This window comes from Pedobacter polysacchareus (assembly GCF_019802255.1).
GTDB classification, from domain to species: Bacteria; Bacteroidota; Bacteroidia; order Sphingobacteriales; family Sphingobacteriaceae; genus Pedobacter; species Pedobacter polysacchareus.
In genome coordinates this window covers 652,121-666,603 of sequence record NZ_JAHYSS010000006.1, presented here as the reverse complement: position 1 = coordinate 666,603, position 14,483 = coordinate 652,121, and the positions used below count along the sequence as shown (strand labels likewise).

Here is a 14,483-nt window from a genome sequence, read left to right as displayed (position 1 = left end):
AATAACGGTTTACAATTTTCATAATTTAATTTATTTAAAATCATTCAAAAACTGTAAAGCTATTTCCGGACAAGACAGTATCCTTATATGTATCTAAACCAATATGCAACAATAAAGGGTTTTGTCTATACAACAATCTGTTTATACATCCTGGAATTACCCCCACATTTCATTGCATTCGTCCCAATTTTCATCGAAATGGTATAACTGCCTTTTTTTGTTTGTTATTGGGCAAGTTGTGTTTTTGTCCGTACAGCCCGCCTTCGGCTGGTCTGTGGACAAAAACGAACTTGCCTTAACTGCCTAACCCCTTTGGGGAAAGGTAGTTAAGGAAGAAAAAAGGTCGCAACTCCCTTTTTTTCCGGCAAAGCGTTCATACCACCGCACTAAGACAATCGCCCAAATCCAATTTCTAACCCTAAATATTTAGCCTATGCTGTTAAGCAATTCTATCATGACGAAGGTCGTCAGGGCTTCACCGTGCCCACTTCTCCCAACGCTTAGCCACAAATTTAAAGTAGCCGCTTATGTTTAGACATGGCAGCCTTTTTAGTGGAATCGGCGGTTTTGATATCGCCGCTACATGGCTTGGATGGCAGAATGTTTTTTCCTGCGAAAGGAATCCTTTTTGCCAGACCATTTTAAAACATTACTGGCCAAACACCCATCATTATGACGACATCTTTCAATTCAGCGCAGCTCAGTATAGAGGACACATTGACATCATCTCCGGGGGATTTCCCTGCCAGCCATTCAGTCAGGCCGGAAAGCGAAAGGGCAAAGCGGATGACCGTTATCTCTTCCCAGAGGCTTGCAGAATTATTAAAGAATCACGACCCAAGTGGATTGTTCTTGAAAACGTTGCTGGCCTCTTCAGCATTCTCGAACCAGACAGTCTTTCTGAAATGGAAATTAAAGCGGTTGAGCTTTTTTGTCAGGACAGTAACTTGCAAGCGGACAGTACCATTATCAGACTCCAGCGAAGAGTTATCGGAAGCATTATTTCAGAAATCAGCGCAGCAGGATATGTATTACCGCAGCTTAAAGATGGCACACCAGTCGTTTGTTGTATTCCGGCTGCTGCCCTTAACGCCCCGCACCAGAGAGACCGGGTCTGGTTTGTTGCCCACACCAACAGCTACAGAGATCAGCAATATGGGAGTTACACTGGCGCAGGTAAAAGAAGGCAGACAATTGGCGAACCGCAAAAACGCGAAGGGAAACGGAGGTCAAGTATCTTTGACAGATTTTCTGGTCTACTACACACTTCAAACCCAATCGAAACGGTACAAACAGAAACCGGGGAATTTGCCAGCCTCCATATTGGAACGCCTGATCCGAATTTTACCCACCGCAGCACAGATTGGCAACACCAAATTCCCAGCTGGGAGGCATGGCCAGTTGAACCCCCGTTTTGTGGCGGCGATGATGGGCTTCCCAGCGAATTGGACGGAATTACCTTTTCAGCATGGAGAGCCGAAAGTGTAAAAGCTTACGGTAATGCAATTGTACCACAAGTCGCACTAGAAATATTCCGCGCTATCCAGTCCATTGAGCAAAAGCCTTAATTATTAACTATGGGGAACAGCAAGAAGCCTACTGACAAGGGGTTTGTACTTAAAACCCGCCGTTTTGAATTAAGATTAAGCGAGCAGGAATTGCAGCAACTCATAGAGTTAGAAAAATCACTAGGTATCAGTCGTGCCGATATAGTTCGCATTCGGGTACTACAAAATGCAACCAAAATGCTTGTGAACAGTAAAGAACTGATGAAACAACTGGATGACATCGGAACAGAACTTGGCCGATCAGGTAATAATATAAATCAATTAGCCAGGCACGCTAATATACTTCACAAACAGGGCATGCTAAGTCAAAGTATTTCTACTGAATTTAATAGTCTTTTAGGCAAATACATCCACGTACAGCAGGAGCTCGAAAAAAGTATTCGCCAAGTTATCCGCTTAATGAAAGGTTAACCATGATTGTAAAAATCCTTCTGCCCTCTGCTACGTTTAGAGGCGTAAGTTACAACACAACCAAAATAGAAAACGATAAAGGAGAATTAATGAAGGTGGAAAATTTCGGTGCCTTGCAAGCCCTGGAACATCTCAAACCAAAAGATTATATTAATTACCTCGAAGCTCGATCGAAAACAAGCGCAAGGATTAAATTTCCGCAGTTCCACGCGGTCATTTCCTGTAAAGGAAAATCACATAGCAAGGAACAACTCACTGAAATTGCTACTGCTTGGTTAAAAGGGATGGGTTATGAAAATCAGCCTTACTTATTGGTCTTTCATAAAGACACGGACAATAATCATATTCATATTGTCTCTACCCGCGTAGATGAAAATGGAAAAAAGATAAATGACAGCTACGAAAAAATCCGCGCTTACCAGGTTTTAAATCAAGTAATGGGACTCGATGAAAAAGAGACAGTAAACAAAGACCTGGAAAAGGCAATGAGTTACAATTTTTCAACCCGTCCCCAGTTTATGATGCTATTGGAATGCCAAGGTTACTCCCTGAAATTGACGGGAGGGCAATATCAGCTTTTTAAGTATGGTAAGTTGCAGGGAAACATTGATGTTTCTGAAGTTGATGCTAAGATTAGTCTTTACAATCAAAACATCGATCGCTTAGCGCAGCTAAGAGCAATAACTGAAAAATACCGACTAAGTCATAGTCCAGTTGCTGTTCCATTAATAACACCACTCCCCGGAGGCAATGCAGCCAAACCGACAGGATATACTTCAGAGCTCGCAGAAGTACTTTCTTCAAAGTTTGGTTTACAGATCCTTTATCATGGAAAGCCGGGATTGCCTCCCTACGGTTACACTGTAATAGACCATGCAAGAACGACCGTTTACAAAGGCGGCGAACTGATGCCAATTGCCGAATTTCTTAAGCCATCAAGCGATCTTCAGCAAGAAAATGAGTCACCTGTCGAAAGTGAAACTGTCAAACCGGATAATTCTGATTTCTATGTTGCACCAGATCAGTCGGCCGGGGATTTCAATAATAATGATATAATCCCAACCCTACAAAGCGAAACGGTCAAACAAGATGATACCGATTCTTCAATTCCCCCAGACAAGTCTTCAGAGGTTTCAGGATTTACAGAAGAACCAGCACCTACAACCTGGTTCCCAGAAATCAATTTGGATATTGCCGATGACATCGACGATGAAGCTATACTTGGTCGTAACAGGCAGCGTAAGCGCAAAGCCAGAACCAATACCCGATAACTTAACGCGACCTGGTTCTTTAACCTTTCTAAAATAACACCCCTAAAAAAACTTAAAAAACTATTATTATGCTAATACTATTAGGCAATCAAAAAGGTGGTGCGGGCAAAAGTACGCTTACGCTACTTTTGGCCAATTACCTTACTCAAATCAAAAAGCGTAACGTCACTGTCTTGGATATGGATTATCAACAGTCGTTGGCCACAAAAGCTCAAAAGGCAAAAATTTTGGAAAATGAGCCACTTTATGAAATTGTTCCAGCTGATCTTAAACATTTTCCATCCCTACACAATGCACTGAGCAACCGATCTGGCGAAATCATATTGATCGACCTCCCCGGAAAAATGGATGATGACGGATTGCTGCCTTTGTTTGCTGCATGTGACCTTATCCTTTGTCCTTTCGCCTATGATGAATTTTCTGTGGATTCGACCTTACTGTTTGCAATGGTGCTACGGAAGATCAATGATAAGGCCCCATTCATATTTATTCCTAACCGTGTTAAAAATACAGTGAAATATGAAACAAAGACTGAAATTGAAAATGTACTGCGGCGTTTTGGGGTGGTTGCTCCAAGCCTTGCTGACCGCGTGGATTTTCAGCGGATCAGCACTTTCCAAACACCACTGATTTTATACCCGGTCGTATTGCCATTGCTTGATCTTATCTATAACCAGTATCTAGATTGGGAGGACCATACATGAGCCAGATAAAATCATTAGCCGACGAGCTAAGAGAAACGATTAAAAAAGATGGACATCCCGACAAGGAAATAGAGGACGGCGAGATATCTTTTAAACTGAAACCTATAAATAAATTAACTAAAAAGCCTCCTGACATAAAGCTCGACACCCTGTTTGAAAGTATCCTGACTTTTGAACTGATAGGAACGGAAAAACTGCTGATCCGCCTGGATGACCGCACAGTATTTCTATTGAAGCAACTGAAAATTGCCAAGGCAATTGATATGAACAAACTAATCGCATTCAGCTTGCAACATTTTCTTCTTACCCACCCTGAACTTATAGAATACGTCAAAGAAAACATTAAAACCATCAAATTATGAATTGGACACAATTTCTACTCAGCATTGCCGCTGTCTATTCCCTTTATTACCTGTTTAACATCCTCTTTGACATGATAAAGTCACGAGGCCAACCGATCACAGGCACGAGCCAGGACGAACTCGTATTCTCTGAAGAAACACAACCCAAACAGGTCGGCTCTGATGAAGTAGCACCCGAACCCAAAAGCCGGCAGGTTATATCTTCTGGCCCACTTATTAGCACTGGAGGAGTAAGACTTCAACAACTTTTCGCTCTGGCCCAGTCCGAGGTCATCGAGTACACCAAAGCCATACCTTATTAAGGCAACGATGAAATTCAAGTATCCACTTTTAAAGACAACTCCGGTTGTCTTTTTTTTTGCCCTGCCTTTTTTGGCAACGGCCCAGTCACCGCCAGGTATCAGTGAATTTTATGAGGTCAGTGGAGAAATGCATCGTTGGTATTTCAGCCTTTCTGACTTAGTACTTGTCCTCGGTGCCATCAGTGGCATACTGGGCGGTCTTCGGGTATATGCCAATTGGCAATCCGGCAAACATCATATAGACGCCCAAGTGATGGGTTGGTTCTTTTCCTGCCTCTTCCTTTCTATCATCGGGGCAGCCCTCAAAGCCCTGTTCGGGGTGCATTAAACAGCCTTTTCAATTTTTCATTCACCATTTAATTTCTCAATTCATGACAGTAAACAACAAAAAACTGTTTGCAATCGCTGCATTTTCAATGCTTGCAGCTCAATCTTCGTTTGCCCAAGGCGGAGGTTCCATCGGTATAAACGCCGCCACTTCTTCGCTGACGAGTTACGTAGATCCAGTATCTACGCTGATTTTGGCTATCGGTGCGGTAGTTGGATTGATCGGTGGGGTTCGCGTGTACATCAAATGGAACGCGGGGGACCAGGACATCAACAAGGAACTTATGTCTTGGGGCGGTTCCTGTTTATTCCTGGTACTCGTATCGGTGGTAATCAAAGCATTTTTCGGCGTATAATGATCGCCAAGTATGCAATCTATAAGGGGCTTCAAAAGCCCCTTATTTACCGGGGGTTCAAAGGAAAATTCATTTATTGGGGATTAGGTTCCTTAGTTGGAGGTCTGATAATCGGAGGCCTTATTGGAGCCCTCACCAGTATGTACTTAGGTGGTTTTTTGACCATTGCCCTGATCTCAGCTGGGCTCACCTATACCTTTTTTCGACAGAAAGACGGCCTCCACTCCAAAACCCGAAACACAGGGATTTTTATCCATCCAGTCCACTTAAAACTAAACTATGCAGCGAGAAAGAAAAACAGGATTTAAAATTCCTTTTGCTGGGATCGATACCTATAATGGCTTACAGCTATTGTACGGCGAGAATGGTGATTTCTCCATGATCCTGCACATTAGTAACCCGGTGCCGCAATACGGCGCCGACCCTGATGCTTACAATGCTTATCAAAGTGTATTGCTAAACATCATTAAGATTCTAGGCGAAGGACACATAATACAAAAGCAGGATGTTTTCATCCGCAGGAAATATAAGGGTGTAAATCAGAGCGAATTTTTACAACAGAAGTATCACGCACATTTTGAAGGACGAGAATATACAGACATTAAATCCTACCTGATTATTACCAAGCAGGTTAAACGCGGTGCTTTCTATACTTATGATAAAAAAGTATTGTCAGATTTCTTTCAGAACGTGATTAAAATTTCAGATTTGCTAGCCAATGCCGGATTCAACCCAAGCTTTTTGAATGAGGTTGAAATCAACCGATACATAAGTAAGGTGCTTAGCATGGAGTTTGCCTCGCCCCATACCACTCTTAATAATATGCGTTGTGGGGATGAACAATTGAATTTGGGTAATCTGGCCATCCGTTGTATCAGCATGGTCAATACCGATTCGGTGGATCTACCGGAAAAGTTAGGCCCCTACACCGAAAAGCAGGATAACAAAGGAATGCGGGATTTTCCGGTAGATAACCTTTCTTTTTTACATCAGGTTCCTGGATATCGTGTTATCATTTATAACCAATTGTTAGAGATACCACCACAACAGCTAACACTCAATAAACTAGAGCTGAAACGTAAACGCCATTCAGGCGTTCCCGATCCGGCCAACCTCATCTGCGTTGAGGATATAGATATGTTGCTGGTTGATGTAGCAAGAGAAAATCAAATGCTCGTCAATGCCCATTATTCCATGATCGTATGTGCAGAGGAAGAACAAATCAGGAAGGCTGTTAATTATATTGATGCAGCACTTTTTCAGCAGGGAATTATCCCATCACGAAACGCCTATAATCAGTTAGAACTTTTCCGCTGCGCATTGCCTGGCAATGGTGTAGAACTAAAAAAATACGACTGGTTTTTGACAACCGCCGATGCTGCCCTCTGCTTCTTTTTTAAGGAATCTCTGTTAAAAGATGAACCCTCGGACTTCCTGGTTCGCTTTACCGACCGCCAAGGTATTCCCGTGGGGATAGACCCCGCAGACCTGCCCATGCGCACCAACCGGATCAATAACCGAAATAAATTTGTGCTCGGCCCATCAGGCAGCGGGAAGAGTTTTTTTATGAACGCCTTGATTGAGCAGTATATGCTCTATAACATGGATGTGGTGATCGTGGATACCGGGCATTCCTATTCCGGGATGTGCGATTATTTCCGGGGCAAGTACATTACCTGGTCGGACAGCAAGCCGATTACGATGAACCCCTTTGCCATTGCTGAAAGTGAATACAATATAGAAAAAAAGGATTTTCTGATTACCCTGGTCAGCCTGTTGTGGAAGGGTGCCGAAGGGACCATAAGCTCGGTTGAGCGTGATGTCATTTCCAATGTAATCTCCGCCTACTATAGCCGATATTTCAATCCGGGGTATCCCGGCCTATCCCATAAACAGCTTTTCAGCATACGCAAACGTGTCTTTGAAAGCATGAAGGAGAACCCTCTTTTTGATATGGACTTCGATGTGATCGATGATAATCTGCTTAACCTGGAAATCAGTGATTTAGATGAAGTCCTGCTGGCAGAAGATCCTGATACGACTCCGTTTAAGGCTGCTTTCAATCAAAAATATTTTTCCGCAGTAAACGAGGAAAAGAAACTGGGCAGTATCAGGCATGAACGGACGGGAATTACCGCTCTTGATTTTAATAGTTTTTATGAGTTCGCACTCGGGAAAATACCGGAGATCAAAATCGAGGAAAGGATTGCGTTCGACCTGGACGAGTTCAGGTACGTGTTAAAGAAATTTTACCGTGGCGGAGAGTTTGAAAGTATCCTCAACGAGCCTGCCGACGCATCCCTTTTTTCCGAGCGGTTCATTGTCTTTGAAATTGATGCCATTAAGGAGAACCGTATTCTGTTTCCCATAGTGACACTGATCATTATGGATGTGTTCATCCAGAAGATGAGACATCGTAAGGATCAGCGAAAGGCCCTCATAATTGAAGAGGCGTGGAAGGCAATCGCCTCACCTTTAATGGCAGGGTACATTTTGTACCTCTATAAGACTGTCCGTAAATTTTGGGGCGAGGCCATCGTGGTCACCCAGGAATTGGGGGATATTATCGGCAATGCAGTGGTCAAGGATAGTATACTGAACAATTCGGATACCATTTGCCTGCTAGACCAGAGCAAGTTCAAAGAGAATTACAAGGAGATCGGCAAACTCCTGGCCATTACTGAAATCGAGCAAAAGAAGATATTTACCATTAATAAACTGGGCAACACCGATAACAGGGGGCGCTTTAAAGAGGTATATATCCGAAGGGGTGCTTCGGGGGAAGTGTACGGCGTGGAGGTCTCTATTTTTCAGTATTTGGCCTATACTACCGAAAAACCGGAAAAAAGTGCGGTGGAAATCTATACCCGCACCTACGGGACCTATCAAAGCGGATTGGAAGCTTTTGTCTCCGATATGGAAAAAAGCGGATTGCCTTTGGATGCCTTTATCCGCCAGATTAATAAGGATGGTATACCCATCCCAAGTTCAACTGAATATTTTAAACCCGATTTTGTATGAAACGATCACTTCTAATTGCAGGACTTTTTATTACAGCCTGTCCTGTTTTTGCCCAGATTTATGTGGACCCAACCACGGCGGGTGCTATGGCTGCACACTCAGGAATTATCAACGGGCAGCTCAATAGAACGAATGATAACCTTACATTGATCCAACGTGGTCAATTGGCAGTAACTGGCCAGCTGGTCATCGTAAATGATTTGCAGCAACAAATCTACCGAGGGTTAAGTGAGGTATCTGCCGCCGTACGATCCTTGTTGGCCATTCAGGATATTGCCGACATCAGCATGGATATTGTTTCCGATGTAAACAAGGCTATTTCAATTGCTCAAAGTAACCCGGTTCTGCTGCTCTTTGCTGAAGGTGGTGCTCGCGAGTTCAAACGAAGGGGAACGGCATTGGCTGCGGAAGTCAGCTCCTTTGTATTGCAGGGTGGCATAAACAACCTGATGGATTCTGGCGAAAGAGCAAAATTATTAAACCGCATCAGGACCGAACTGATGATCTTACGGGGTGTTGCTTATGGAATGCATCGCACGATGTTTTGGGCGAAACAGCGCGGTATTCTTAATTCTCTTAATCCTTATTCCGGTTATATAAATATTGATGTAAGGATTGCTAATGATATCATCAGAAACGCTAAATACCTAAAAAAATGAAAGGAATGATTATCCTAATCTTCCTGCTTTTCGGGATACTACAACATGCTTTTTGCCAGCTCAATGTAGAACTAATTCACCAGTTGGTAGCCGAAAGTAAAAGCGAAAATAGCAGACAGGAAGAAGCTAAAAATAAACAGGCAGTTACTTCTGCAAACGAAGAGGTAAATAAAACACAAATGAGCAAACTTAAGACGAAGTACAGGGAATTACAAAGCCGTTTTCATACTGTGGGACTGGCTATTGATGCCGCACAGATCGGACTGGAAGCCAGCCCAGTTGTTTCAGAGATCATCCGACAGCAAAATATAATCTACCAGCTGGCTAGTGATAATCCTATTCTGATTTCACTAGCGTTCCAGACTGAAAAAGACCTTGCAGACAGAGCGAGAATGTTGGTGAATTATATTATTGGTCTGGCCCTAAGTATCGGCGACATCAACCAGATGAAAGCAAGCGACCGCAAAATTCTTTTTTCACATGCATTAACTGAACTCCGCTTGATAGAAGGGGCTAGTAAAGGTTTGGCCACGGCCATGTTCCATGCTAACCGAAAACGCTCGTTGAACCCCTTTGCCAATTTTATTGAGCAAGATAAACAGCTTGTTGATAATATATTACGTAATGCCTCTATTCTTAAAGCAACAACGCCATGAGGTGCCAACTATTTATCGCAGGTTTTTTGCTGCTCGTTTGTACAGAAAGTTCAAATGCGCAAAAATTAGTTTTCGACCGCGGTCATTTTGCGATTGTTAATGAGAACGGCAGCGTGCGTTTGGCAGCAGAAAATACCCATAACAATTATCTAAGCACCATTAACAATCGTTTGGATGACATAAATCTGAATATCTCTTCAGTGGTGATGGTGCAGAACTTGATTTATAATTCACTTACCCAGGTCAATCAAGCATTGAGAAGCGGTATAGCCGCCACACAGATTGCTCGAATCAGTACAGAGATTATTAAGGAAAGCAATACCATGATCTCTATTGCAGGCAGCGAGCCCTATTTATTGCTGTTTGCCGAGGATGTTGCAAGGCAACTGAAATCCCGTGGAATTACCCTGGTTAGCGAAGTATCTGATTTTATTTTAAAAGAAGGCGGCAATGTGTTGATGGACTACGACAAACGAGATGCTTTACTACGTAAGGTCATCCTGGAATTAAAAGTCATGAGGGCACTATGTTATAGTATGGGTAGATCTATGTATTGGGCAAAAATGAACGGGGTGTTAAAAACGGCTAATCCTTATAGAGATTTTATAAATCAAGATACTCGGATGGCCAATGATATCATCCGTAATTATCAAATTTTAAAACAATAAACGATGAAACATTATATTCTAGCCATACTTATTTTGGGGATGGCCGCTTCTGCAGGAGCCCAGCGTATCATTCGAGACCAGTCTATTGTTAACCAGCAAGAACGTATGGTTTTCAAACAATGGGACAGGAAGAAATTTACCCCAACTAGCGGCTTTTTAGGACTTAATCCAAACTACTGGCTTACCTGGGCGTGGCACCCGAACTACCCTAAAAAAGACCTCCGTCCATTGGGACCTGTCGGACCACAAACTCAGCGTCTGGCTTTTGCCGCGGCCATGCAAAATACCGAAAACGCCTATAAACTGCATGCTGATACTTTAAGAAATACTGCAATAACCGAAGCGGTAAACTATTCAGCTGTTTTTTCTACTGCCGATCCATTGTGGATGCTATACTACCGTCATGAATTTGAACCTCTTTTAAACGAACAAGATGCAAATTTGATGTCTGGAATTCCCGCAAAAGAAATTGACTACCTGGTTCGCAACGGCGTTTACGAGTGGTATCGCGAAGAGTCCTCAGGAATTAAGGAACGCCTGGACGGTGCAATGACTACAACACTTGACCGTGGTTCAAGGCTACTGACCTACCACAGGCTGCTTTTGGAATATCGTCGGTTAAATACTTCCTGGGAGGCAAAAAAACAGTACGCCAGAAAATTCCTAGCTCTTAGTGAATCTACAAACAAAATGAAGTCCAGGGACCAGCCCATTGTAGAAAGGCAAGGTTTCAGAACCGATCAGCAAATCGCTGACGAAATTTTAAGGAAATCCAAACTCTAACATGATGAACATAACCAATTTACTGACCGGCACTGCCGGTTTTTTTATGCAATCAGGTTCCGGAAATGTGCCAGACTCATTTAAAAAAACTTTCAATTTTTTGCAAGGCAACGGGGTCTACGAAGAAGGTATGATGCATTTTTTAAAGGAAATGAAAAATACACTGTGGACGCACTATGATGCATTTATTGCAGATGCACAGGCACTATCGGCCATTTTCATGCTCATTTTTTTTGCCGTTAAGTCATATGAAATGATGTCGGGTGATAAAAAAATGGAAATTATGCCACTGCTTCGTCCGTTTGGTCTGGTCATGGTAATTCTTTGGTGGTCTCCTTTTACCAGAGTGGTCTCCTTTCCCACAGATATAATTGCAAATAAGACTGAGATTATGTTTAATAGCAGCCAAACAGAAGTCAATAACTTACGACTGGAAAGAGCCCAGCTGATGGTACAGGTAGCAGATAATCTGCTCACTGTGCAGGCCCAAACAGAAACAGCTAAACAGGAGGCAGATACCTGGTACCAAAATGCCTGGGAATCGGTGAAGTCTACTGTTAAGGAAGGTTTTGCTGAGGTTTGGAACCCAATTGTGGAGTTACGTAACCGTATGCAAGTCGGTCTGCAACTCCTTGCCACTTCCATTCTGGAAACATTGGCTTTATGGGTACTTCGGATCTGTGTATATCTCATCTTCATTATCCAGATTATCTTTTCTACGATACTGATTATACTGGGGCCATTCTCAGTCGCAATCAGCATCCTTCCTGCATTCAGGGACAGTTTTACTACATGGGTTGCAAGGTTCATTTCGGTTAATCTTTATACAGGTATCGGTTTTCTGGTTCTGTACGTCGCTTCTTTATTCCAGCATTATGCTATGGAAGCGGAGATAAGCCGCTACAAAGAGCTTGTCGGCACCTCTGCCGACCGCTTGGAAAAACTTGGGTGGCTTGCCGGAAATGGCCTGCTCTCTTTCGGGATGGTAATCGTAACCTTTTTGATTGGAGGTCTTACCATGTTAGCAGTTCCCAGCATTAGTACATGGATCGTGTCTACATCCGGTATAAGCTCTGCTGCTTCCACGATGGGTCGAGGTGCTTCAAATATGTCCAGAATCTTAAGCAAAATGATGAAATAATGATTGTAAAAAATATCGAAGCCAAAGTACGCCTTGCCACATTTTTGTCCGCAGGAAGTTTTATCCTGGCCGTTGTCATCGTCCTGATCGTTTCCCTGTTTGCTTACAAACAGGTTGCAGACGCTCGAAAAAGCGTCTACGTGCTAGATGCAAACAGCGTACCGCTGCTAGCCAGGCAAACTGATCTTCAAATGAACCGCGCTGCGGAATATCGTTCGCACGTCAACCTTTTCCACAGTCTTTTCTTTTCGCTTACGCCTGATGATAAGTATATCGAATATCAGATGAAAAGAGCGATGTACCTGGTCGATGAAAGTGGTGCACTTCAGTATAACAACCTTAAAGAAAAAGGATTTTTCAATTCAATTCTCTCCTCCAGTGCTGTGTTGACACTTCAGACCGATTCAATTTTTATTGATGAGGGTCTTAAGTATTTCCGTTACTACGGTCGCCAGAAAATAGACCGTCGCAGCTCCACGATTATTCGTTCGCTCGTCACTGAAGGTTATCTAAAAGACCTGAAAATCCGCTCTGATAACAATCCCCATGCGGTACTTATTACCCGTTGGAAAACATTGGAAAATAAAGACATTGAAAATGTACAGAAAAACTCATTTTAAACCCCGCCCAAATCTTTTATACGAGCTCAGAAAAGAGTTCGGAGGGTACTTTCTCCGCTTGTCGGCTCTTTGGAAACTCGTCAGCTCCAGATACCCAACGCAAATATTTGCCCTCATGCTGGCGTCTATACTGTTTTCAGGCGTATTCGCCTTTACGGTTATGAGGGTAAAAGAACCCAAGTCATTGCCATCGCTTTCCAGCTCAGGCACCAATGTAGCCCAGGGGTTCGGACAGATCATAGGTGCCGGGCAGGCATTTCAGAAAGTGCTTGATCTGCAAAATCAGATCAACACAGTACTGCACAAAGAAAAGCTGACTGCTGCCGATAGCCTTTTTGTCAAAGATGCAATTCAGCAGTTGGAAATCATCCATAATGAGCTAAATATTAAACCAACACCCTAATTATGAAGATCAATTTCAAGCAACCGCGATATGTGCTACCACTGATCCTACTTCCTTTCCTATGCTTATTTTTTTACGCATGGAAAAGCAGCTTTGGAAAAGATGCACCCGTACAACAAAATGGAAATACGCTACAGGAAACATTGGTGGATGTTTCCGAAGAGGTTAAAAACAAAGGTATTGAAGATAAGTTGGACGCTTACCGTAAGCAATACAAGGATGCCGATGGTTACACAGCAGTCGGTGGGATCGCAGACGAACAAACCAACAGGCAAAAAGTTCCAGACCTGTACAATCAAATGGAAAAAAGGATGTTGGATTCCATCGACCGGGAAATGAAAAGGAAATATGGTAACACAGCCGCCGAACCACGCACATCACATTCAACCTTTCCCAACGCAGTCCCTAAAACACAGCCACCAAAAACTTACGATACAGACCGAGACTTGGCAACTGCACTTTCCAAATTAAAGCAGCAACAATCGGCACCTACCACATCAGAGGTGCCTGGTAATAAGGGACAAACGGACCCCATGAAAATTTTTCGGGAACAAATGTCACTGATCGACAGCATGGGCAAAGCAAACGACCCCGATTACAAATCAGAACAAGCCAGAGAAAAAGAGATGGCCCTTGCTGAACGGGAGCTTAAAAATCAAAAAAAACTCAGCGTTTCTAAAACTTCGGCGTCCACGGCACTTTTCAATACCATTTCAGCTAATGGAGAAGATAGTTTTATCCGTGCCATAGTAGATCAGGACATCACTGGCTATGCAGGTTCTCGTCTACGTATCCGTCTGTTAGATGACATGACCGCAGGTCGGTTTTTAGTTAAAAAAGGTACATACCTATATGCCCAGATAACAGGCTTTAGCGGTCAACGGGTAAACCTATCAATTAGCTCCATTTTTCAAAATAACAATATACTACCTGTCCGACTTGACATCTACGATAATGACGGCCTGCCTGGGCTTTATGTCCCCGCATCTGCATTCCGTGAATTTTCAAAAGTACTTGGTAGCGATGCCAGCCAGGGTATGACGATTCAACAGCAAGCTGAAAACAATAACCAGCTAGTCATGAGCATGCTGCAAAAAATGTTTCAATCTACTACAACGGCGGTTAGCAAACTGATCCGTAGCAATAAAGCCAAACTGAAATATAACACCCAGGTCTATCTTATTGACCCGCAAGAACTCAAAAACACTCAGAACAAGTATTAACCCATATT

General features: G+C 43.0%; 17 protein-coding genes. All 17 read left to right on the top strand.

Annotated features, from left to right (window positions below; translation table 11 throughout):
• Positions 1-527 precede the first annotated feature (527 nt).
• Complete coding sequence (locus K7X70_RS20335; RefSeq protein ID WP_222538748.1) at positions 528-1,568, top strand: DNA cytosine methyltransferase; 1,041 nt, start codon at positions 528-530, stop codon at positions 1,566-1,568.
• Positions 1,569-1,577: 9 nt separating this feature from the next.
• Positions 1,578-1,979 (top strand): ribbon-helix-helix domain-containing protein, encoded by a 402-nt coding sequence (locus K7X70_RS20330; protein WP_068402283.1) that lies wholly within the window; start codon positions 1,578-1,580, stop codon positions 1,977-1,979.
• 2 nt (positions 1,980-1,981) lie between these two features.
• Complete coding sequence (locus K7X70_RS20325) at positions 1,982-3,250, top strand: relaxase/mobilization nuclease domain-containing protein (protein WP_222538747.1); 1,269 nt, start codon at positions 1,982-1,984, stop codon at positions 3,248-3,250.
• Between the two features lie 68 nt (positions 3,251-3,318).
• Positions 3,319-3,954 (top strand): ParA family protein, encoded by a 636-nt coding sequence (locus K7X70_RS20320; RefSeq protein WP_068402279.1) that lies wholly within the window; start codon positions 3,319-3,321, stop codon positions 3,952-3,954.
• Positions 3,951-4,316, top strand: coding sequence for a hypothetical protein (locus K7X70_RS20315; RefSeq protein WP_110829276.1), 366 nt, complete (start codon positions 3,951-3,953; stop codon positions 4,314-4,316). The genes K7X70_RS20320 and K7X70_RS20315 overlap by 4 nt, the downstream gene beginning before the upstream one ends.
• A complete protein-coding gene (locus K7X70_RS20310) occupies positions 4,313-4,618 on the top strand; it encodes a hypothetical protein (RefSeq protein WP_110829278.1) in 306 nt (101 codons plus the stop codon). Before K7X70_RS20315 ends, K7X70_RS20310 begins: the two co-directional genes overlap by 4 nt.
• 7 nt (positions 4,619-4,625) lie before the next feature.
• The gene (locus tag K7X70_RS20305; RefSeq protein ID WP_068402273.1) at positions 4,626-4,946 is read left to right on the top strand and encodes a DUF4134 domain-containing protein; all 321 of its coding nucleotides are present in this window, start codon (positions 4,626-4,628) and stop codon (positions 4,944-4,946) included.
• A 43-nt stretch (positions 4,947-4,989) separates the two neighbouring features.
• Positions 4,990-5,301: a DUF4134 domain-containing protein gene (locus tag K7X70_RS20300; RefSeq protein WP_068402271.1), complete on the top strand. Its 312-nt coding sequence runs from the start codon at positions 4,990-4,992 to the stop codon at positions 5,299-5,301.
• Between the two features lie 279 nt (positions 5,302-5,580).
• Positions 5,581-8,322, top strand: a complete 2,742-nt coding sequence (locus tag K7X70_RS24480; protein WP_073233020.1) for a TraG family conjugative transposon ATPase — start codon at positions 5,581-5,583, stop codon at positions 8,320-8,322.
• Positions 8,319-8,981 carry a hypothetical protein gene (locus K7X70_RS20285; protein ID WP_068402265.1) on the top strand — a complete coding sequence of 221 codons (663 nt, stop codon included), beginning with the start codon at positions 8,319-8,321 and terminating at the stop codon, positions 8,979-8,981. The genes K7X70_RS24480 and K7X70_RS20285 overlap by 4 nt, the downstream gene beginning before the upstream one ends.
• 5 nt (positions 8,982-8,986) lie before the next feature.
• Complete coding sequence (locus K7X70_RS20280) at positions 8,987-9,637, top strand: hypothetical protein (protein WP_124558629.1); 651 nt, start codon at positions 8,987-8,989, stop codon at positions 9,635-9,637.
• Positions 9,634-10,305 carry a hypothetical protein gene (locus K7X70_RS20275; protein WP_073233019.1) on the top strand — a complete coding sequence of 224 codons (672 nt, stop codon included), beginning with the start codon at positions 9,634-9,636 and terminating at the stop codon, positions 10,303-10,305. The genes K7X70_RS20280 and K7X70_RS20275 overlap by 4 nt, the downstream gene beginning before the upstream one ends.
• 3 nt (positions 10,306-10,308) lie before the next feature.
• A complete protein-coding gene (locus K7X70_RS20270) occupies positions 10,309-11,088 on the top strand; it encodes a hypothetical protein (RefSeq protein ID WP_073233018.1) in 780 nt (259 codons plus the stop codon).
• A 1-nt stretch (position 11,089) separates the two neighbouring features.
• The gene (locus K7X70_RS20265) at positions 11,090-12,229 is read left to right on the top strand and encodes a TraJ family protein (RefSeq protein WP_233603806.1); all 1,140 of its coding nucleotides are present in this window, start codon (positions 11,090-11,092) and stop codon (positions 12,227-12,229) included.
• Positions 12,229-12,849, top strand: coding sequence for a conjugative transposon protein TraK (traK, locus tag K7X70_RS20260; protein WP_199748275.1), 621 nt, complete (start codon positions 12,229-12,231; stop codon positions 12,847-12,849). Before K7X70_RS20265 ends, traK begins: the two co-directional genes overlap by 1 nt.
• A 115-nt stretch (positions 12,850-12,964) precedes the next feature.
• Positions 12,965-13,252 (top strand): hypothetical protein, encoded by a 288-nt coding sequence (locus K7X70_RS20255; RefSeq protein WP_068402256.1) that lies wholly within the window; start codon positions 12,965-12,967, stop codon positions 13,250-13,252.
• A 2-nt stretch (positions 13,253-13,254) separates the two neighbouring features.
• On the top strand, positions 13,255-14,475 hold the full coding sequence (traM, locus tag K7X70_RS20250) for a conjugative transposon protein TraM (RefSeq protein ID WP_073233017.1): 1,221 nt from the start codon (positions 13,255-13,257) through the stop codon (positions 14,473-14,475).
• Positions 14,476-14,483 lie beyond the last annotated feature (8 nt).

Excerpts from the sequence above, each read along its gene's own strand:
- traK (WP_199748275.1), top strand. The coding sequence starts at position 12,229 with ATGATTGTAAAAAATATCGAAGCCAAAGTACGCCTTGCCACATTTTTG.
- K7X70_RS20255 (WP_068402256.1), top strand. The coding sequence starts at position 12,965 with ATGCTGGCGTCTATACTGTTTTCAGGCGTATTCGCCTTTACGGTTATG.
- K7X70_RS20325 (WP_222538747.1), top strand. The coding sequence starts at position 1,982 with ATGATTGTAAAAATCCTTCTGCCCTCTGCTACGTTTAGAGGCGTAAGT.
- K7X70_RS20270 (WP_073233018.1), top strand. The coding sequence starts at position 10,309 with ATGAAACATTATATTCTAGCCATACTTATTTTGGGGATGGCCGCTTCT.
- K7X70_RS20315 (WP_110829276.1), top strand. The coding sequence starts at position 3,951 with ATGAGCCAGATAAAATCATTAGCCGACGAGCTAAGAGAAACGATTAAA.
- K7X70_RS20310 (WP_110829278.1), top strand. The coding sequence starts at position 4,313 with ATGAATTGGACACAATTTCTACTCAGCATTGCCGCTGTCTATTCCCTT.
- K7X70_RS20265 (WP_233603806.1), top strand. The coding sequence starts at position 11,090 with ATGATGAACATAACCAATTTACTGACCGGCACTGCCGGTTTTTTTATG.
- K7X70_RS20300 (WP_068402271.1), top strand. The coding sequence starts at position 4,990 with ATGACAGTAAACAACAAAAAACTGTTTGCAATCGCTGCATTTTCAATG.
- K7X70_RS20320 (WP_068402279.1), top strand. The coding sequence starts at position 3,319 with ATGCTAATACTATTAGGCAATCAAAAAGGTGGTGCGGGCAAAAGTACG.
- K7X70_RS20330 (WP_068402283.1), top strand. The coding sequence starts at position 1,578 with ATGGGGAACAGCAAGAAGCCTACTGACAAGGGGTTTGTACTTAAAACC.
- K7X70_RS20285 (WP_068402265.1), top strand. The coding sequence starts at position 8,319 with ATGAAACGATCACTTCTAATTGCAGGACTTTTTATTACAGCCTGTCCT.
- K7X70_RS20335 (WP_222538748.1), top strand. The coding sequence starts at position 528 with ATGTTTAGACATGGCAGCCTTTTTAGTGGAATCGGCGGTTTTGATATC.
- K7X70_RS20305 (WP_068402273.1), top strand. The coding sequence starts at position 4,626 with ATGAAATTCAAGTATCCACTTTTAAAGACAACTCCGGTTGTCTTTTTT.
- K7X70_RS20275 (WP_073233019.1), top strand. The coding sequence starts at position 9,634 with ATGAGGTGCCAACTATTTATCGCAGGTTTTTTGCTGCTCGTTTGTACA.
- traM (WP_073233017.1), top strand. The coding sequence starts at position 13,255 with ATGAAGATCAATTTCAAGCAACCGCGATATGTGCTACCACTGATCCTA.
- K7X70_RS24480 (WP_073233020.1), top strand. The coding sequence starts at position 5,581 with ATGCAGCGAGAAAGAAAAACAGGATTTAAAATTCCTTTTGCTGGGATC.
- K7X70_RS20280 (WP_124558629.1), top strand. The coding sequence starts at position 8,987 with ATGATTATCCTAATCTTCCTGCTTTTCGGGATACTACAACATGCTTTT.